Source organism: Acidimicrobiia bacterium, from assembly GCA_036271555.1.
Lineage (GTDB): Bacteria > Actinomycetota > Acidimicrobiia > IMCC26256 > PALSA-610 > DATBAK01.
Genome location: DATBAK010000028.1, coordinates 52,364 through 70,654, shown reverse-complemented (window position 1 = coordinate 70,654; position 18,291 = coordinate 52,364). Strand labels below are relative to the sequence as shown.

The window sequence follows — 18,291 nt, the reverse complement described above, 5'->3', positions numbered from 1 at the left end:
ATCAATAATTCGCTTGACCCGTCCGATAGGGAATGATCGAATCCACCGGCCGGCCCAGGCCGGCGCGTCCCACGAACCCTCGAAGCTCCGAACCCGACCGAAACCGGAGAGGAAAGCCCACGATGCAGACCCAGTACGCGCAGCGCCATCAGGTTGCCCGTGCCGGGTTCTCGCGCGTCTCGGCACCCGCCTTCCCGGTGTGCGCCATGGGCATCGCCGCGTGGTCGAACGTGAACGCGATCGACCTCACCACCGGCAAGCCCGGATCGCCCCGGCCGCCCTCGGTGTTCCTGCCGTAGCACCCGCTACCGCAAGACTCTGACCAGGCCGCCGGGGCAACCCGGCGGCCTTTTTGTTTTGCCGCCGCTTCGACCACCACCGAACCCCACCCGACGACACGAACTCACTCACTCACGAACAGGAGAACGGCGATGTTCGCCCTTCACGCCCTCCAGACGGGGATCGACGAGCTGCAGCAGGGCACGCCGGCCTGGCAGGCGCTCGCTCGGTGCAGCAACGGCACCGGGTCCATGCTCGAGCTGTTCTTCTCGGAGCAGATCGACGACATCAACTCGGCGAAGGCCTTCTGCCTCGATTGCCCGGTCATGGAACCGTGCTTCGAGGCAGCGCTTGCACGGCGGGAGCCGTGGGGCGTCTGGGGTGGGCAGCTCTTCCTCAACGGGAAGGTGCTCCCCCAGAAGCGCAAGCGGGGCCGGCCGCCGAAGATTCGGCCCGAGACGTTGACCGACGCCGGCGAGGTGCCTACCGCGCAGACGGCCTGATCGAGGCGGTCTCCTTCGACCGCCCACCCACGCGGCGGGCCGGGACAACGAGGCCGGGCTGCACCCCCCGGCAGCCTGCGTCAGCGACTCCCGGCCCGCTCGCGGTCCATGTGACAACACCAGACGAAGGAGCCGGGCACCTGCCGGGGTGCCCGGCTCCCGTCGCGTTCGGAGCAGACTTGCGTCCGTGTCCGTCTCCGCGGCCGGCTCCGACCGTCCGACGATCCTCGTCTCCGCCTGCCTGCTCGGCACGTGCTGCAACCACGAGGGCCGCGCGTCGTTGCGGCCGCGGGTGCAGCGCCTCGCCGACGGGGCCCGGCTCGTGCCCGTCTGCCCCGAGGTCGTCGGCGGGCTCACGACGCCCCGAGCCGCGGCCGAGATCTCCGGCGGCGACGGCTCGAATGTGCTCGCCGGCACGGCGGCGGTCGTGGCTGCGGACGGGACCGACGTGACCGCCGCGTACATCCGCGGGGCGGCCGCGGCCGTCGACCTCGCGCGTGCGACCGGCGCGACCCGCGCCGTGCTCAAAGCGCGCAGCCCGTCGTGCGGCGCGGTCGAGATCTACGACGGATCGGGCACCCGCACGTTGCGCCCGGGTGCCGGCGTGACTGCGGCCGCGTTGCGCGCCGCGGGCGTCACCGTGCAGTCCGACGAGGAGCTCTGAGGTCGCGCATCGGCGTTCGCCGGCGGCATCGTTCACGCACTCGACGGGTACCCTGCGCACTCGGCCGGGCGCTTAGCTCAGTTGGGAGAGCACCTGCCTTACAAGCAGGAGGTCGTGGGTTCGAGCCCCGCAGCGCCCACCACCGGCACCGCGGGCGTCAACCGAGCGTGACCACATCGCCGACGTGTACGACGCCGGCCGTCTGCACGACCGACCACACGCCGAACGTCGAGCCGTGGTGGCGTGCCAGCGTCTTGAAGACGTCGAGATCGCGATCGAGACCCGGTTGTGGGCGCGTCACCATCGTGCAGCGCGAGCACGGCGCAAGCGGTTGCACGGTCACGTCGCCGACGCGGAGGGTCTGACCGCACCAACCGTCCTCGACCCAGCCGACCTCGTCGACGTCGATCACGATGTTCGGCCGGAACCGGCGGGTCTCCCACGCGCCTTCGGGATGCAGCGCGCGACCCTGGCGCAGGCTCGCGGTCGTGACGACCAGGAGCGGGAGCGCGTCGACGAACCGACCATCCGGCATCGCCCACGCGCGCACTTCGCTGCTGTCGTCGGTCGCGTCCGCGAACGACTCGGCGATTCCTGCGCCGAACGACTCGGCCTCGACGAGCGTGACCGGTCGGCCGATCCACTCCGACAGGACGGCGTCGGCGTGCGCACTCGGTCCGCCGACCGGGTCGCCGTCGGGGAGCCGCACCGCGACGCCGGTGCCGTCGAGTCGCGAGCTCGCGAGCAACAGCGCCGGCGCGCGCCGCCCCGTCAGCACCTTGCCGGTCTCGCGGTCGACGATGCCCCAGCGACGATCGCCCGCCAGCCCGGAGTCCTCGATGGTCGCCTCGTCGAGCGACTCGCCCTGCAGCGACTTCACGGGGTGGCGCCACAGCTCGACCACGTGCACGGGCGAGATGATCGCACGTGCCGGCATGGCGAGAAGGCCCGTCAGCGTCGGGCGTGGCGCAATCGCCGCACCCGCCGAGCGACGAAGACGAGCGCGCAGAGCACGAAGACGACGAGCAGCGCGGCGCCCGCGATCGGGTCGATCGCCACGACGATGAGCGTCACCCCGAGCCCGAGCATCGGCCTGCGGAGGAGCAGGCGCACCGCGCCCCGCGTGGGCTGGCCGCGGCGCCGGAGGAGCGACGCGTAGAACAGGCTCAGACCGATCGACCACAGCACGAGCGCGACGCCGACGGCCGCGACGACGACGGTCATGTCGCGAGTCTGCCGGGAACGCGAGAAGGCCCGCCTTCGTGCGGGAAGGCGGGCCCCTCGTGACGGCACACGATCCGGGGGAGGTCGTGTGCGGATGCATCGGCTCGGGAGGCCAGCCGCGCAACCCACCATCGGAACAACGTTGGTCCAGCGACGACTGGATCGGCCGAATCGGTCAGCGCGTCGGGAGTGGGATCGACGCGAGGTCGACCGTCATCGGCACGCCGTGGTCGGCAGGACGCGCCGACGCCGACGCGGCGTCGGGCATGTCGGGGAGCGTCGGCGGCTTCGGCAGCGGCACGGTCTTGTAGTCGCGGTCGCCGGGCTTCGACTGCGTCAGCAGCTGCACGAACCGGGTGAGGTCGGTCTGGAACGTCGCGGACGCGGCCTGGCCGCACGGGACGAGCTGCTCGAGGTGCGCAGGAAGCGAGGTCGTGAAGTGGTTGCCGGAGAAGCAGTTGTTGCCGGCGTCCTTCGGGTTGTCGATCGACGTCACGAGCGCGAGGTCGGCGGCGCCGCTCCCACTCACGTCGTTGTCCTCGATCTTGTTGCCCCGCGCGTCGAAGTTCATCGCCTTCTTGTCGTCGGGGTTGATGACCTTCTCGGGGAGCGGGATCGCGCCGATGCCCGTGAGGTCGTGGCCGTAGACGAGGTTGCGCTGAACGGTGTCGTCGTTGCCCCCTGCGAGCAGGATGCCGTTGCCGACCGCGAGCTGGGCGATGGAGATCGCCGCGGTCTGCGCGTTGTTGTTGTCGTACACCGTGTTGCCGACGATCGTCGCGTCGCGTTGCGGCGGATGCAGCTCTTCGGTTCCGCTGTTCGGCACGATCCCGACGCGGTTGTCACGCCAGGTCGACTTGATGATGAGCAGATTGCCGCCCGCGTTCGTGCCCGAGTAGCCGATGCCGTTCCATTCCGAGAGCGAGTCGGTGATCACCGCGTCGCACTTCGTGCACTGGCCGATGTAGAAGCCCGCGTCGGGACTGCCTTCTCCGTAGTCGTGGTCGAACTGGCCGTGCGTCGATCCGAACGCGTAGATGCCGTAGTCGCCGTTGCGGATCGCGTTCAGATACGAGCCGCGGTAGCCATCGACACCGGTCCAGAAGAACCCGTTGCTCGTGTAGTTGCGCGCGGTCATGTTCTCGATCGCGACGCCGTCGGCGAGGACCTTGAAGCCGTTGTCGCGCGCAAAGCCGCCGTCGAGCACGGTGCCGGTACGACTGAGGCCGCGGATGTCGAGGTCGGGCGTTGTCACCGTGACGGCCTCGCGGTAGACGCCGGGGGAGACGAGCACGCGGCTGCCCGCCTTCGCCGCGTTCACCGCCGCCTGGATGGTCTTGTACTGGCTCGGGACGCGCAGCGTGCCGCTCGCGGTACCGGACGAGGTCGATCCACCGGGCGCCTTGCCGGTGACCGCGTCGACGTCGCCGACGACGACCTCGCCGATCATCCCCGTGCTCGGACTGCCGTGCAGCGAGCAGTAGTAGCGGTACACGCCGGGCTTTGCGAAGCGGTACTCGTACTTCTTGCCGGCACCGAACGACGCCGCGGCGACGCCCATCTCCTGACCGGTCGGCTTGCCGAAGACGACCGCGGTGATGTCGTGCGGGCTGCGGCCCTCGTTCGTCCACTCGACGGTCGTGCCCGGGTCGATGCGGATCGCGGCCGGCGAGAAGTCGTTGTCCTTCGCCGCGACGTCGACTTCCGGATACTGGCCACCTTCGGCCTTGCCCCGAAGGTCGACGACGTGTTGCAGCGCGGCCGGCTGGGTCGGGGTGGTCGAGCCCTTCTTGCTACTGCCACATCCGGCGGCGAGCACGACGACGGCGACGATGGCGAGCAGTCGGGTCTTCATCGGCAGCGACCCTACCCACGCTCCGATGTTTGCGGGCACGCGCCGAGCAGGAGCGTGAGCATCGAACGCTGGAGCTGTCCGGGCTCGAGCTCGTGGCCCGGAACGCGCGATTGATGCTGACAACCCTCGTGCGCGGCGATCACCATGCGCGTGAAGAGGTCGAGGTCGACGTCCGGCGGCAGGCGGCGACGAGTGGAGCGCAGCAACGCATCGAGCGCGGCACCGAGCTCCGTTCGCAGTCGATGGCGGTGCCGCGCGAGCTCCGTCGCGATCGCGGGATGACGCGTCGCGTGCAGGAAGAACTCGGTGTTCAGCACGAACCACGCGGGTTCGACGCGCTCGAGGTCGACGAGCGCGGTCTGCGTGAGCTCGATGGGATCGTCGTCGAGGGGCAGCACCTCGATGAGCGCGCGTGCCCCTTCGACGATGCGGTCGGCCTGCTGGTCCCAGAGCGCGAGGAACAGCTCGTCGGTCGTCGCGAAGTTGCTGTAGAACGCGCCGCGCGTGAATCCCGCACGTGTGCAGATGTGCTCGACCGTCGTCGCCTGGAAGCCCCGCGCGCTGAACTCCTCGTAGGCCGCGGTCAACAAACGGGTGCGGGTGTTCGCGCGGGAGCGCTTCGGGCGGGCGTCGGTTTCGGACGTCGTGAGGGCGCCGGGCACGAGGGCGAACGATACCCGCGCTTGCGCAGTTCGATACATTCCTGTATCGAATAGTCTGCGCATCGACGGGGAGGCGGTTCCGTGCGGCACGGACGGGGGCAAGCGAGGCGGACGCGGCGATTGGTCGGCGCGCTGGCGGTGGCGACCGTGATGACGGTGGTCGCGGGCGGGTGCAACTGGTACTTCATCGCGTCGGTCGGTGCGCAGCGCGAGGGTGCGGGCCTTCCCAACCTCGGCTGGTCGCCGACCCTGAACGCCGACGCGCAGAGCAGCGCCGCCGCGATGTGCGCCGGCCGGGGCGTGCTCCCGTCGCCCTCCGGCGCGTATCAGGAGACGCCGGGCGACGTGCACGAGCTCGTCGCCGCGGTGCCGTCGAGCGCGGCGAATCTCGACGCGAGTCTCTGGACGCAATGGCGGAACGACCCGGAGATCGACGCGACCCGGTGGAAGTCGCAGGGCGCGGGCGAGACAACGTGCGCGGACGGCAACGTCTACGCGGCCGAGGTGTTGAAGGCCCCCGTCGTGACCCTGCCGAACGGTCGGTACTCCACGCAGCAGTACGACCCGTCGACCGTTCGCCAGTTCCTCGGGATCCAGTACACGACCGCGGTCGATTACACGGGCACGACGATCCCGTTGCTGCTCGACGTGTACACGCCGCCGGTCGGCGCGCCGTCGCCGCGCGCGACCGTCGTGCTCATCCACGGCGGCGCGTTCGTCGGCGGGAGTCGTACGGACGAGGCGGGCGACGGCAAGCAGTGGGCGGCGCGCGGCTACGACGCGGTGTCGATCGACTACCGACTCGACCAGTCGCTGTACCAGGACTCGAGTCCGCCGAAAGAGCTCGCCGCCGCGTCGAACGCGACCGAGGACGCGGAGCAGGCGGTGCGCTGGATGAAGGCGAACGCGGCGACGTACGGCGTCGACGTGACGCGCATCGCCGCGGTCGGGAACTCCGCGGGCGGCGCGGTCGCGCTCGGCATGTCGGTGTCGCCCGACTTCCGTCCGCCGACGCAGTACGCGTCGTACTCGTCGAAGATCGCGGCCGCGGTGTCGACCGGCGCGTACCTCACGCCGGGCATCGACCTCGGGGTGCTGCACTTGACCGCAGGACTCGCGCCGATCCTGATGTTCCACTACGAGACCGACGTTGCCAGCAACACCGGCGTCTACGCCTTCCGCACGTGCTCCGCGTACCGCGCCGCCGGCTCGGTGTGCGACTACGTGAGCGAGGCGGGGGAAGGCCACACCACCGACCTGAGCGCGGGCGGCTACTGGTGGGCGAGCCAGCTCGGTCCCTTCATCTGGCGACAGCTGAACCTCGGGAGCTGACGGAGCGCGCGTTCGGTTCGGCGGAGGCAGCGCCCGCTCGAATGGCGGGATCTACCGTGACGGGGATGGCGGAGGACCCGAAGGAGCGCGAGAAGGCCGAGGCGCTCGCCGACACCGGGGGCGACGCCGCGTGCTGGGCGAACCTCGTGTGCGAGGAATGCGGCGCGGTGCGCGCCGACGAGCACCGCGCCGATTGTTCTCAGCGCACGTGACGTCAAGACACGTTCGGTCACGCGCCGACGACCCGACGCGCCGCCCGTGCGCGCCGAGCCGCCGGACGCGACCCAGTGAGTGACCGATCGTCTACTGGATGAGCGTCGCTGCCTGCGCGACGTCGAACGTCCCGATGCCCGTCGCGTAGTCGTCGCCCGGCGTCGCCGGGTACGGCCCGGTGTCGCCGAGGATGATGTCGTGGAACGCCGCCGTGGCGTTCGCCGCGAAGAGCTTCGGGCCTGCGAAGCCGAGCGCGTTCGCGTGTCCCGACTGGAGTCGCGCCCACACGCCCAACGCAAGTGGTGACGACAGGCTCGTGCCGCCGACGCCTTCGGGCTCGCCGTCCACGTACACGTTCGCGCCGCTGTTCGGGTCGGCGTCCATCGCGATGTCGGGCACCGCGCGACCGCACGGCACGTCGACGAGCTCGCTGCATACGACCGTGACGGGCGGCGCGATGCCGTTCGTCCACGCCGGCGCGGTCTCGAGCGTGCTCGGGCCCCCGCCGCCCGCAGCCCACGCGACCTCTTCGTCGTAGGTGCCGTCGGTATTGATGACGAGCGTGGTGCCGCCGACGCCGACGACCCACGGCGATGCTGCGGGGTAGTTGACGTCGGGCGCGCCCGCGGGCACGCCGTTGGCGCCGACGCCGACCGGGCAGAAGCCGCCGGTGTCGCCGCCGGATGCGAACACGGTCTGACCCTGCGCCGCGGCCTCCGCGAACGCCTGGTCGTCGACGAGCATCGAGCCGTCGAGGAAGGCCTGGAACTCGCACTCACCGAACGACGCGCTGCCCGCGACCGCCTTGTTGTCGGAAGCGAAGCGGTTGAACTCCGACGCGATGTCGGAGTCGTTGAGCGTCGAGCCGTCGTACAGGTAGAGGTGCTTCACGGTCGCGGCCATGCCGGTCGAGTACTGCGTGTCCATGTCCCACTCGTCGAGACCGAGCGTGTCGCTCGTCGCGGGTCCGGTCGGAACGACCGTGGTGAGGACCTTGTGGAGCCGGTTCGCCGCCTCCTCGGTGCGCAGGTCGGTGATGACGCTGCTCACGTCACCCTCGGCGAAGATCGCGATCTTCGCGTTGGCGCCCGTCGGCGCGGTGGTCGCGTCGTACGCGGACCAGAAGCCCTGCGGGTTGAAGGTGCACGGGTAGCCGACGCCGGGGATCAGGCAGTCCGACGGCGGGTTCGGCGGATCGGCCGCGGCCTTGGTCGCGCCGACGTGCATCGTGCCCGCGGTGTTGAGCCCGAGCACGGCGACGACCGTCGACGCGAGCGCGGCCGGCACCTGCGCGGTCTGTGTGTTCGCGACCACGTCGACGCCGCGCTGCAGGTAGTGGTGGATCGACGTGTGGAACGCCTGCGTGGCCTGCGCGACGGTGCCGCCGGCCGTCACGAGGAGCCGGTTCGCGGCGACGCTCACGTTCGTGAAGCCCTGGCTCGACAGGTACGACGCGACGGCGCGCGCCTGCGTGGCGCTCGGCGCGTACCGCGCGACGAACTCGGGCCGGGTGAGCACGTCGCCGCGCGCGAGCGCGGCGTCGAGGTCGGAGCGGTTCTGGATCGCGAGGCCGACGGCGATGCGCAGCGGCGTGGCCGCGGGCGCGCGGCCGAGGTCGGTCGCGTGCACGAGGCGCTCGGCCCGGGTCGCGGTGGCCGCCCACTTCGGGCTCACCGCCGCACCCGCCGGCGCGCCGCCCAGGGTCAGACCGAGCAGCCCCGCCATTGCCGCGACGACGCCCGTGAAGATCGGAACCTTGCGCATGTGCCTCCGTTCGAGTCGGGGCTTCCGTCCGTCCGGAATGCCCGCTTCGGAGGCGGTCGTTACCCGCGCGCTCCCCACCCAAACCGCGAATTGAGACAGATGTTTGATTTCTTCACACGGACGCCGGCCCCGCTCGGTCCCGCAGGCTCAGGCCGGCGTCGGGTCGAGCCGCTCGTCGTCGTCGGCCGGGGCGGCGAATCCCTCGGCGGCGGGGGCGCTCGGCGGCCCGTGCTCGGCCGGGATGTTCGGCACGAGCAGCGAGAGCAGCGCGCCCGTGACGACCACCACGCCCGCGAACGCGACCGCGGGCTTCGACGCTTCGACGACGCCGTGTGAGACCAGCGCGTCGACCTGGCGGCCGAGGGGGGTGTTCGTGTCGACGCCCTGCGGCGCGCCGCCACCGACGCCGTCGCTCACGCCCTTCAGCACCTGGGCCTTCACCGCGGCGGGGATGTTGTTCGCGCGCTTGAGGTCGTGGCGCACGTTGCTCGTGGCTTGCGACACGAAGATCGCGCCGATCAACGCGATGCCGAGCGCGGTGCCGACTTGGCGGACCATGCCGGCGGCGCCGCTCGCGGATCCGGCCTTCTGCGGTGGGATGTCGCTGAGCACCACATTCGTGAGCTGGCTCGTCGCGAAGCCGATGCCGATGCCGTGCAGTACGAGCGCAGGCAGCAAGGCGGCGAACGAGGTCGAGCCCGAGAACGCGAAGAAGTACAGCCAGATCCCGAGGGCCTCGAACGTGAGGCCGACGGTGATCACGTACTTCGGTCCGTAGCGGCGACTGATCTGGCCGCCGACGCCGCCGCCGACGAACGCCATGATCCCCGCGGGCAGTAGCCACGTGCCGCTACGAATCGCGGACAGATGCAGACCCGCCTGCAGGAAGATCGGCAGTACGAAGAACGCGCCGAACTCGCCCATCGCGAGCACGACCGTGTTGATGAGCCCGTAACGGAAGCCGCGGTGCACGAGGTCGGTGAAGTCGAACACGACCGGTTTGCCCGCGTGCACGCGCCGCTGCTCGATCGCGACGTAGATCGCCAGCGCGATCACCGCGATCGCGAGCGACACCGGCACGAGCGAGATCGAATGCAACGGCCACGTCCACCCGCCGATCGACCGGCTGCCGATCGGTGACCACCACCCGTAGCGCGCGGCTTCGATGATCCCGAAGACGAGCGCGAGCAATCCGATGGTGACCGCGAAGAAGCCCGGGAAGTCGAGGCCTTGCGCGCGCTCGTCCTTCGACTCGTGCACGTAGAAGAGCCCGGCGATGATCGCCAGCGGCGCGATCACGACGTTCACGCGGAACGCCCACCGCCACGAGTAGTCGGTGGTGAGGATGCCGCCGATCCACGGTCCGAGTGCGCCCGCGCCGCCGGCGACCGACCCCCACACCGCGAAGGCGACCCCTCGCTCACGGCCGCGGAAGCTCGCGGAGATGATCGACAGGGTGGCCGGCAGCATCATCGCCGCGCCGATGCCCTCGATCAGCGACTCGCCGAAGAACAGCTGCACGACCGAGTGCGAGAGCGACGCGATCAACGACCCGACGGCGAACAAGGCCGCGCCGAGGAAGAACAGCTTGCGGCGGCCGACGATGTCGCCGAGGCGGCCGAAGCTGATGAGCAGCGACGCGAACACGAGCGAGTAGCCCGAGATCACCCACTGCAGCGCGGAGACCTGCGTGTGGAAGTCGCGGATGATCGTCGGCACCGCGACGTTCAGGATCGTGTTGTCGAGCACGATCACGAACAGCGTGCTCGACAGGATCACGAGCGCGATCCATCGCGTCGGATCGGGCGCTTCCGTCGTCGCACCCCAAGCGGATGTTTGACCCTGCGTCATCGCACCGTTCCGGCGCCGGCGTGCTGCATTCGCCCACTCTCGCACGTGGGTACGACGCCCAAGTTCGAGCGGCGAGCCCGATCTGGTCAGCCGACGGTGCGTGTCGTAGCGTTCCCGCCGATTGGAGAGTGTGCGAATGGCTCGCGGCAGAGTCTGGATCTCGCGAGTGGCAGGGGTGTTCGGCGTGATCGTCGTCGTCGCCGTGGTGGCGGTCGGCATCGTCGCGACGCGTTCGTCCCATGTCACGGGCTCGAGCGCGCCCGGATCTGCGTCGTCCGCGCCGAGCGCGGGCCAGATCCGCGCCCGGCTCGCCGCGAATCTTCGGGTGCTGCCCGCGTCGGGCGCGACCGCGGTGTCGCCCGCGACGCCCGTCGTCGTGCACGCCGGCGCGGGAACGGTCGCGAGTGTGCAGCTCACGAGCGCGCAGGGCGCGGTCGCGGGCCGGCTCGTCGCCGCGAACGAATGGCAGGCGACCGGCGAGCTCGCGTACGGCACGCAGTACCGAATCGTCGCGACGGTCGCCGGCGCGAGCGACGCGCGCACGACCACCACGACGACGTTCACGACGGTCGCGCCGCAGTCCGCGTTCGACGCTGCGGTCTTCCCGCATTCGGGTCTCACGCTCGGCGTGGGTCAGCCGGTCTCGTTCCGCTTCAGCCGCGACATCGAGACGCCGGAAGCGCGCGCCGACATGCTGCGACACCTGCAGGTCACCGAGTCGGTGCCCGTGCCCGGCGGCTGGCATTGGTTCAGCAACCACGAGGTGCACTTCCGGCCGAAGACCTTCTGGCCGATCGGTGAGCACATCGGCGTGCAGTGGAATCTCAAAGGCGCGACCACGGGTGCGGGCGCGTGGGGCCAGGGGAGCGGTGAGGAGCACTTCGCGATCGGCCAGTCGCGCGTCTCCTACGCGAACCTGCTCACGCACACCATGAACGTGACGCTGAACGGTCGCACGATCGCGACCTACCCGATCAGCGGCGGCAAGCCGACCGATCCGACGATGAACGGCGTGCACCTCGTGCTCGACCGCGAGAGCGTCGTCGAGATGAACTCCGCGACGAACGGCGTACCGGTCGACTCGCCCGACGGTTACGACGAGCTCGTCTACAGCGACGTGCACATCTCCGACACCGGTGAGTACGTGCACGCGGCGCCGTGGTCGGTGAACAGTCAAGGCCACCAGAACGTGTCGCACGGGTGCATCAACCTGAGTCCCGGGAACGCCGCGACGTTCTTCGACTTCAGCCGCGTCGGCGACATCGTCGTCGTCACCGGCAGCGCGCGGCCGCCGGTTCCCGGCGACCACGGTGTCATGGACTGGGACGCACCATGGTCGCAGTTCACGCCCCAGCCCATGCCGATCGCCGACCTCGGCCGGCACCACGTCGAGCGGTAGGCGCGCTACCTCTTCAATATGATCGCGGCGCGGGGCTCGTTGACGCGGAACGTGAAGCTCTCTTCGAAGAAGAGGTGCACGTACTCCTCGTCGTGATGCGAGTAGCCGATCGAGATGTCCTCGCCGCTCTCGAGCACGAAGTCGCCGCCGCGCAGACTGACGACGAGGCCGCCGGTCAGTCCCGGTCCCCACACGATCGGCCCGCCGTCGAGCAGCCGCTCGAGGTGCTTCGCGATCGGGCCGCCCTGCTCGGTGGTCTCGACGACGCCGGTGTACTCGGCGGGTCCGAGCGCGAGCGCGTACGGACCGTTCACGCCGATCTCGCGCAAGCGCTCGACCGCCCACGCGACCGAACGCGGGTACGTCTCGAAGCCCGCGTCGAGTGCGATGGGCGGATGCGACGACGCCGCGATGATGCCGGTGATGTTCGCGGCCTTCACGCCCTCGAGCACCGTCTGGTTCTCCGCGTGCGCGAGGCGGCGCGCCGCTTCCTCGAGCTCGTCGAGGTCGGGGTCCGACGCGCCGCGGTCGACCGCGTCGATCTCCGAGCGCGCGACTCGGAACGGGACGCGCAGCTCGACCGCGCTCACGACGCGCCGCACGCGCAGGTGCGCGCCGGGCACCGGTTGGGTCGCGGCCTTCTTCTCGACGCGGCCCGCGCTCGAAGCGGAGTACTGCCAGCCGTGCGGGCCCTCGAAGTCGACGAGTCGGCGCGCCGCGAGGAAACGCCCGACCGTCGCGCGCGCGGTCTCCTCGATCGCGTCCCATCCCTCTTCGGTGATGGGCGCGAGCTCGCGCATGAGATGGTTCATCGCTGTCCTCCGGCGTGGCGCAGGGATCCGATGCCGAGTGATCCGGCACGGGGACCCGTGCCGCCGGTCGCCGCGCCTTCGGCTTCGGCCTCGATCTCGGTGATGGGGTCGTCGGTGAAGAGATAGGTGCGCAGGTGCTGGTCGAACGTGGGGCTGTTGCGACGCAGCCACTCGATCGCCATCGCGGCGTGCTCCATCTCCTCGTCACGGTTGTGCGCGAGCACCGCGGCGAGGCTTGGGTCGGCGGTCGCGTCGACGCGCTGCCCGTACCAGTCGACGGCCTCGAGCTCTTCCTGGATCGAGACGAGCGCCCGATGGCGGTCGATGGTCGCCGGGTCGAGGCTTGCCTCGGGCTCGTGCAGCCCGGCGCTGGATGACGCCATCGGTGCTCCTCGCTGTGGGGTCGGCCCGGTCGGCGCCGGGGCGGAACGCGGGTTCTACCCAGGTCGCGCGTTCGGGCGAAACGTATCCGCGACGGCCGCATCGGCGGTAGAGCACCGCTTATGGGCTTTCGTCCGATTCTGAGTGAGGACTCACTCACGCTAGAATTCACCGCCGTGAGTGCTCCCGGGACGGCCACCAGGACGACGCGCGCCAGCGCGCTGCCGGCCGACGAGCGCCGCTCCATGATCGTCGCCGCGGCCCTGCCGCTGCTGCTCGAGCACGGCGACCGGGTCACGAGCCGCCAGATCGCGGAGGCCGCGGGCATCGCCGAGGGCACGATCTTCCGCGTCTTCGCCGACAAGGACGAAGTGATCGTCGCCGTCATCGAGGCCGCGCTCGATCAACTGCCGCTCGAGGCGGCGCTCGGCGAGATCGCGGTGAACCTCGATTTCGAGGACGCGCTCGCCGCCGCGATCGTCATCATGCAGCAGCGCGTCATCGACGTCTGGCGCGTCGTGTCGAGTGTCAGCACGCGCTTCCACGAGTTGACGCGCCGGCCGATGCCCGACAGTGGCGCGCTCGTGCGGCTGTTCGAGAAGCACCGCGACGAGATCACCGTCGAGCCCCTCGCCGCCGCGCGACTGCTGCGCGCGCTCACGCTCTCGACGACGCATCCCATGCTCATCGGCGATCAGAAGTCGCCGAAGGAGCTCGTGTACCTGTTCCTGCACGGCGTCGGTCTCTCGCCATCGAGCGCGCGCGGCGGTGGCGCGTGCTGAGGCGCCTGCTGCGATCGCATCTCGCGCCGTACAAGCGCCAGCTGCTGCTCATCGTGTTTCTGCAGACCGTGCAGACCACCGCGGCGCTGACGCTGCCGACGATCACCGCGAACATCATCGACAAGGGCGTCTTCCGCCGCGACCAGGGTTACATCTGGTCGTGGGGCGGGGTGATGGTGGTCGTCTCGATCGTTCAGATCCTGTTCGCGGCCGCCGCGGTCTACTGGGGTGCCAAGGTCGCGATGGGCTTCGGCCGCGACCTGCGCAAGAACCTCTTCCACCAGGTGACCGACTTCTCGACGCGCGAGGTCGGCTCGTTCGGTGCGCCGTCGCTCATCACGCGGATCACGAACGACGTGCAGCAGGTGCAGATCCTCGTCGTGATGGCGTGCACGATGGCGGTGGCCGCGCCGATCACGTTGGTTGTCGGCGTCATCCTCGCGTTGAACCAGGACGTCGGTCTCTCGATCATCCTCGTGATCGCGATGCCGGTGTGCGGAGTCGTGCTCGGTCTCCTCGTGTCGCGAATGGTCCCGGCCTTCCGGCTGATGCAGGAGCGCATCGACCAGGTGAACCGGGTGCTGCGCGAGCAGATCACGGGCGTACGCGTCGTGCGCGCGTTCGTGCGTGAGCCGCAGGAAGCGCAGCGGTTCTCCGAAGCGAACGACGAGCTGACTGCGGTCTCGCTGCGCGCCGGCCGGTTGATGTCGGCGATGTTCCCGACGGTGAACCTGCTCATCAACCTGTCGAGCGTCGGCGTGCTCTGGATCGGCGCGAACCGGGTGAGCTCCGGGCACATCCAGGTCGGCACGCTCATCGCGTACCTCACCTACCTCGTGCAGATCCTGATGTCGGTGGTGATGGCCACCTTCATGATCTCGATGATCCCGCGCGCCGCGGTTTCGGCCGACCGGATCCAGGAAGTCCTCGACACCGACCCGAGCGTCGTTCCTCCCGTCGACCCGGTGCGCGACGTCGTGACGCACGGAGCGTTGGAGTTCCGCGACGTCGGCTTCCACTATCCCGGCGCCGAGCACCCCGTGCTCTGCAACGTCTCCTTCGCGACCGCGCCCGGGCAGACCACGGCCGTCGTCGGCAGCACGGGCGCGGGCAAGACCACGCTCGCGAACCTCATTCTCCGGCTGTTCGACAGCACCGCGGGCAACGTGCTCGTCGGCGGCGTCGACGTGCACGACCTCGACCCGCACGTGCTCTGGAGCACGATCGGCTACGTACCGCAGCGGCCGTACCTGTTCTCGGGGACGGTGGAGAGCAACCTCCAGTTCGGTAAGCCCGACGCGACCGAGGACGAGATGTGGGAGGCGCTCGAGGTCGCGCAGGCCGGCGACTTCGTACGGGCCATGCCCGGAGGTCTGCGCGCGCGCATCGAGCAGGGCGGTACCAACGTGTCCGGTGGTCAGCGCCAGCGACTCTCCATCGCGCGCGCGCTCATCCGGAAGCCCGACATCTACGTGTTCGACGACTCGTTCTCCGCCCTCGACCTCGCGACCGACGCGCGGCTGCGCGCCGCGCTCGTGCCGTACACGAAGGACGCCGCGGTCGTCATCGTCGCGCAGCGGGTGTCGACGATCTCGACCGCCGACGACATCCTCGTCCTCGAAGACGGCGTCGTGATCGGCCGCGGCACGCACGACGAGCTCGTCCGTGACAACCCGACGTACGCGGAGATCGTGCAGTCGCAGATCGGCGAGAAGGCCGCATGACGATCGTCGACGACCAGCAGGAGGACGAAGAGCTCGACTTCTCCGCGCCGGAGACGCGCGCCGCCGGCCGGTGGAACTCCGCGGGCGTTCCCGGTGAGCGATCGAAGGACTTCAAGAAGTCGATCAGGCGCATGGCCAGGATGCTCGGTCCGATGTGGGTGGTCCTCGGCGTCGTCGTCGCCGTCGCGGTCGCGAGTGCCACCCTCAACGTGTTCGGCCCCCGCGTGCTCGGCCATGGCACCGACATCATCGTCAAGGGCGTGCAGAGCGGGAAGGGCATCCGTTTCGCCGCCTTGCACACCACGCTGTTCCACGCGGTCGAGCTGTACGTCGCGTCGTCGGGGTTGGCGATCATCGCGGCGTACATGCTTGCCGGTGTCATCCAGCGGCTCATGTTCAAGCTGCGCTCGGATGTCGAGGACAAGGTCAACCGGCTGCCCCTGAGCTACATCGACAAGCAGTCGCGCGGCGACCTGTTGAGCCGGGTCACCAACGACATCGACAATGTCGCGCAGAGCCTGCAGCAGACACTCAGCCAGATGCTCACGTCGGTGCTGTTGCTCATCGGCACCGCGGTGATGATGTTCACGATCTCGCCGTTCCTCGCGGTGGTCGCACTCACGACGGTGCCGATCTCGATCTGGGGTATGCGCGCGATCGCGGCGCGGTCTCGTCCGAAGTTCATCTCGCAGTGGAAGCAGACCGGTCTGCTCAACGCGCAGATCGAGGAGACCTTTACCGGGCACGCGGTCGTGAAGAGCTTCGGCCGCCAACACGAGGTCGAGCAGCGGTTCCGCGACACCAACGACGAGCTCTACGAATCGTCGTTCGGCGCGCAGTTCATGTCGAGCCTGATGCAGCCCTTCACGATGTTCATGGGCAACATCCAGTACGTGATCGTCGCGATCGTCGGCGGTCTGCGTGTTTCGACCGGCGCCATCACGATCGGCGACATCCAGGCGTTCATCCAGTATTCGCGCCAGTTCTCGATGCCGCTGACGCAGGTCGCGTCGATGATGAACGTCTTCCAATCCGGCATCGCGTCCTTCGAGCGCGTCACCGAGTTCCTCGACGCCGACGAGCAGAGCGCGGAGGCGCCCGCGACCGTGAACGCGCCGCCGGTGCGCGGCCGCGTCGAGTTCCGCGACGTGACCTTCTCGTACGACCCCGACCGCCCGCTCATCGAAAATCTGTCGCTCGTCGCCGAGCCCGGCCAGACGATCGCGATCGTCGGCCCCACCGGCGCGGGCAAGACGACGCTCGTGAACCTCATCATGCGGTTCTACGAGCTCAACAGCGGTGAGATCACGCTCGACGGTCGCAACATCGCGTCGATGCCGCGCTCCGAGCTGCGCTCGAAGATCGGCATGGTGCTCCAGGACACGTGGCTCTTCGGCGGGAGCATCCACGACAACATCGCGTACGGCAACCCCGACGCGACCGAGGAGCAGATCTTCGAGGCGGCGCGCGCTACGTACGTCGATCGCTTCGTGCACTCGCTGCCCGACGGTTACAACACGCTGATCAACGAAGAAGCCGACAACGTGAGTGCGGGCCAGAAGCAGCTGCTGACGATCGCGCGCGCGTTCCTCGCCGATCCTGCGATCCTGATCCTCGACGAGGCGACGAGCTCGGTCGACACGCGTACCGAGGTGCTGATCCAGGAAGCGATGAACGCGCTCCGCCACGAGCGCACGAGCTTCGTGATCGCGCACCGCCTATCGACGATCCGAGGCGCGGACGTGATCCTCGTGATGGAGAACGGACGCATCGTGGAACAGGGATCGCACAGCGAGCTGCTGAACCGCGACGGCCCGTACTTCCGGCTGTACAACTCGCAGTTCGTCTCCGCCGCCGTCGACATCGACGCCGAGGTCGCGTAGGCAGTCGTGGTGTCGCGCCTCGGCGCGCCGGGTACACCCGACGTCCGTACGTCGACGTCAGGAGGTGCGAGATGCCACCGCAGGCATGGAGCGACAAGCGCGAGCGGCAGTACGAGCACATCAAGGACAGCCTCGAGGACCGCGGGCGCTCGGAAGACCTCGCCGAGGAGATCGCGGCGCGCACCGTGAACAAAGAGCGCGCGCAGCACGGTGAGGCGAAGGAAGCGAGCCCGACGTCGACCGACGACATCTCCTCGGGTCGGCGCGGCGGACTGCGTTCACACCGTGGTGCAGGCGGACGCACGCGCGACCAGCTCTACGCGGAAGCGAAACACAAGGGAATCACGGGCCGTTCGAAGATGACGAAGGCGCAGTTGGAACGAGCCGTCGATCGCTGAGGTTCACGCTGACGCGACGTGGGTAGGCCTTGCGCCACCTCGAAAGGAGCTGATCGTCATGGGTCTCGTCCTCTTGATCCTCTTGATCGCGTTGTTGCTCGGTGGCCTCGGATTCGCGGCACACATCTTCTGGCTCTTCGCCGTGATCGTCGCGATCGCCTGGCTCGCGGGATTCGCGTTCCGTTCGGGCGAAGGCACGCGCTGGTACAACCGTTGACCCCTTGCGGAGGAGAAACGACATGACTCCGAGCGATTCGACCCGGCCGACCGGCCGCACGCGCGAGACCGAGCGCGAAGACGCGCAGACGAAGGCGCACGCGGACCGCGAGCCCACGCCCGAGGAAGAGAAGCTGGCCGAGAAGAACCAGCTCGACCCCGAGGCGGCGAAGAACTACGAGGACATGGCCGAGCGCGGCGCCAACCAGAAGGGCGAAGGCCGTATCGACTAGATCCGATTTCCGAGGATCAACCTCAGCGAGGCCCCGCCGCGATCAACGGCGGGCCCTCGACGCGTTCGTCGGCCCACGGTTACGCTGCCGCCACTGTCGGTGGGGCCGGCACTGGG

General features: G+C 69.4%; 20 protein-coding genes and 1 tRNA gene. 13 read left to right on the top strand and 8 right to left on the bottom strand.

Annotated features, from left to right (window positions below):
- Positions 1-122: 122 nt before the first annotated feature.
- The 4 genes from VH914_08720 to VH914_08705 all read left to right on the top strand — a co-directional run bounded on the left by VH914_08720 (position 123) and on the right by VH914_08705 (position 1,588).
- A complete protein-coding gene (locus tag VH914_08720; GenBank protein HEX4491270.1) occupies positions 123-299 on the top strand; it encodes a hypothetical protein in 177 nt (58 codons plus the stop codon).
- Positions 300-431: 132 nt separating this feature from the next.
- The gene (locus tag VH914_08715; GenBank protein ID HEX4491269.1) at positions 432-782 is read left to right on the top strand and encodes a WhiB family transcriptional regulator; all 351 of its coding nucleotides are present in this window, start codon (positions 432-434) and stop codon (positions 780-782) included.
- Positions 783-969: 187 nt separating this feature from the next.
- Entirely contained in the window at positions 970-1,446 is a 477-nt protein-coding gene (locus tag VH914_08710; GenBank protein ID HEX4491268.1) for a DUF523 domain-containing protein, read from the top strand.
- A 66-nt stretch (positions 1,447-1,512) separates the two neighbouring features.
- A tRNA-Val gene (locus VH914_08705) sits at positions 1,513-1,588 on the top strand.
- A gap of 15 nt (positions 1,589-1,603) precedes the next feature.
- Here VH914_08705 and VH914_08700 read toward each other — a convergent pair.
- From VH914_08700 to VH914_08685, 4 genes are all read right to left on the bottom strand, one after another.
- A complete protein-coding gene (locus tag VH914_08700; GenBank protein ID HEX4491267.1) occupies positions 1,604-2,383 on the bottom strand; it encodes an MOSC N-terminal beta barrel domain-containing protein in 780 nt (259 codons plus the stop codon).
- A gap of 14 nt (positions 2,384-2,397) precedes the next feature.
- A complete protein-coding gene (locus VH914_08695; protein ID HEX4491266.1) occupies positions 2,398-2,670 on the bottom strand; it encodes a hypothetical protein in 273 nt (90 codons plus the stop codon).
- A 175-nt stretch (positions 2,671-2,845) separates the two neighbouring features.
- Positions 2,846-4,525 carry a plastocyanin/azurin family copper-binding protein gene (locus tag VH914_08690; GenBank protein HEX4491265.1) on the bottom strand — a complete coding sequence of 560 codons (1,680 nt, stop codon included), beginning with the start codon at positions 4,523-4,525 and terminating at the stop codon, positions 2,846-2,848.
- A gap of 11 nt (positions 4,526-4,536) precedes the next feature.
- The gene (locus tag VH914_08685) at positions 4,537-5,187 is read right to left on the bottom strand and encodes a TetR/AcrR family transcriptional regulator (GenBank protein HEX4491264.1); all 651 of its coding nucleotides are present in this window, start codon (positions 5,185-5,187) and stop codon (positions 4,537-4,539) included.
- Positions 5,188-5,325: 138 nt separating this feature from the next.
- On the opposite strand from VH914_08685, the gene VH914_08680 reads away from it, so the two are divergent.
- Complete coding sequence (locus VH914_08680; protein ID HEX4491263.1) at positions 5,326-6,519, top strand: alpha/beta hydrolase; 1,194 nt, start codon at positions 5,326-5,328, stop codon at positions 6,517-6,519.
- A 65-nt stretch (positions 6,520-6,584) separates the two neighbouring features.
- Positions 6,585-6,731 carry a hypothetical protein gene (locus VH914_08675; GenBank protein HEX4491262.1) on the top strand — a complete coding sequence of 49 codons (147 nt, stop codon included), beginning with the start codon at positions 6,585-6,587 and terminating at the stop codon, positions 6,729-6,731.
- Positions 6,732-6,822: 91 nt separating this feature from the next.
- Here VH914_08675 and VH914_08670 read toward each other — a convergent pair whose 3' ends face one another.
- Positions 6,823-8,496 (bottom strand): S53 family peptidase, encoded by a 1,674-nt coding sequence (locus tag VH914_08670; GenBank protein HEX4491261.1) that lies wholly within the window; start codon positions 8,494-8,496, stop codon positions 6,823-6,825.
- Positions 8,497-8,643: 147 nt separating this feature from the next.
- Positions 8,644-10,347 (bottom strand): MFS transporter, encoded by a 1,704-nt coding sequence (locus tag VH914_08665; GenBank protein ID HEX4491260.1) that lies wholly within the window; start codon positions 10,345-10,347, stop codon positions 8,644-8,646.
- 136 nt (positions 10,348-10,483) lie between these two features.
- On the opposite strand from VH914_08665, the gene VH914_08660 reads away from it, so the two are divergent.
- Positions 10,484-11,746 carry an Ig-like domain-containing protein gene (locus VH914_08660; protein ID HEX4491259.1) on the top strand — a complete coding sequence of 421 codons (1,263 nt, stop codon included), beginning with the start codon at positions 10,484-10,486 and terminating at the stop codon, positions 11,744-11,746.
- A gap of 5 nt (positions 11,747-11,751) precedes the next feature.
- Here VH914_08660 and VH914_08655 read toward each other — a convergent pair whose 3' ends face one another.
- A complete protein-coding gene (locus VH914_08655; GenBank protein HEX4491258.1) occupies positions 11,752-12,558 on the bottom strand; it encodes a family 1 encapsulin nanocompartment shell protein in 807 nt (268 codons plus the stop codon).
- Entirely contained in the window at positions 12,555-12,941 is a 387-nt protein-coding gene (locus VH914_08650; protein HEX4491257.1) for a ferritin-like domain-containing protein, read from the bottom strand. Before VH914_08650 ends, VH914_08655 begins: the two co-directional genes overlap by 4 nt.
- 174 nt (positions 12,942-13,115) lie before the next feature.
- Here VH914_08650 and VH914_08645 point away from each other — a divergent pair, with 174 nt between their 5' ends.
- From VH914_08645 to VH914_08620, 6 genes are all read left to right on the top strand, one after another.
- Positions 13,116-13,721, top strand: coding sequence for a TetR/AcrR family transcriptional regulator (locus VH914_08645; protein HEX4491256.1), 606 nt, complete (start codon positions 13,116-13,118; stop codon positions 13,719-13,721).
- Complete coding sequence (locus tag VH914_08640; GenBank protein ID HEX4491255.1) at positions 13,715-15,445, top strand: ABC transporter ATP-binding protein; 1,731 nt, start codon at positions 13,715-13,717, stop codon at positions 15,443-15,445. The genes VH914_08645 and VH914_08640 overlap by 7 nt, the downstream gene beginning before the upstream one ends.
- Entirely contained in the window at positions 15,442-17,328 is a 1,887-nt protein-coding gene (locus VH914_08635) for an ABC transporter ATP-binding protein (protein ID HEX4491254.1), read from the top strand. The genes VH914_08640 and VH914_08635 overlap by 4 nt, the downstream gene beginning before the upstream one ends.
- A 71-nt stretch (positions 17,329-17,399) precedes the next feature.
- Entirely contained in the window at positions 17,400-17,726 is a 327-nt protein-coding gene (locus VH914_08630; protein ID HEX4491253.1) for a plasmid stabilization protein, read from the top strand.
- Positions 17,727-17,784: 58 nt separating this feature from the next.
- Positions 17,785-17,943: a hydrophobic protein gene (locus VH914_08625; protein HEX4491252.1), complete on the top strand. Its 159-nt coding sequence runs from the start codon at positions 17,785-17,787 to the stop codon at positions 17,941-17,943.
- A gap of 22 nt (positions 17,944-17,965) precedes the next feature.
- Positions 17,966-18,175 (top strand): hypothetical protein, encoded by a 210-nt coding sequence (locus tag VH914_08620; protein HEX4491251.1) that lies wholly within the window; start codon positions 17,966-17,968, stop codon positions 18,173-18,175.
- Positions 18,176-18,291: the final 116 nt, after the last annotated feature.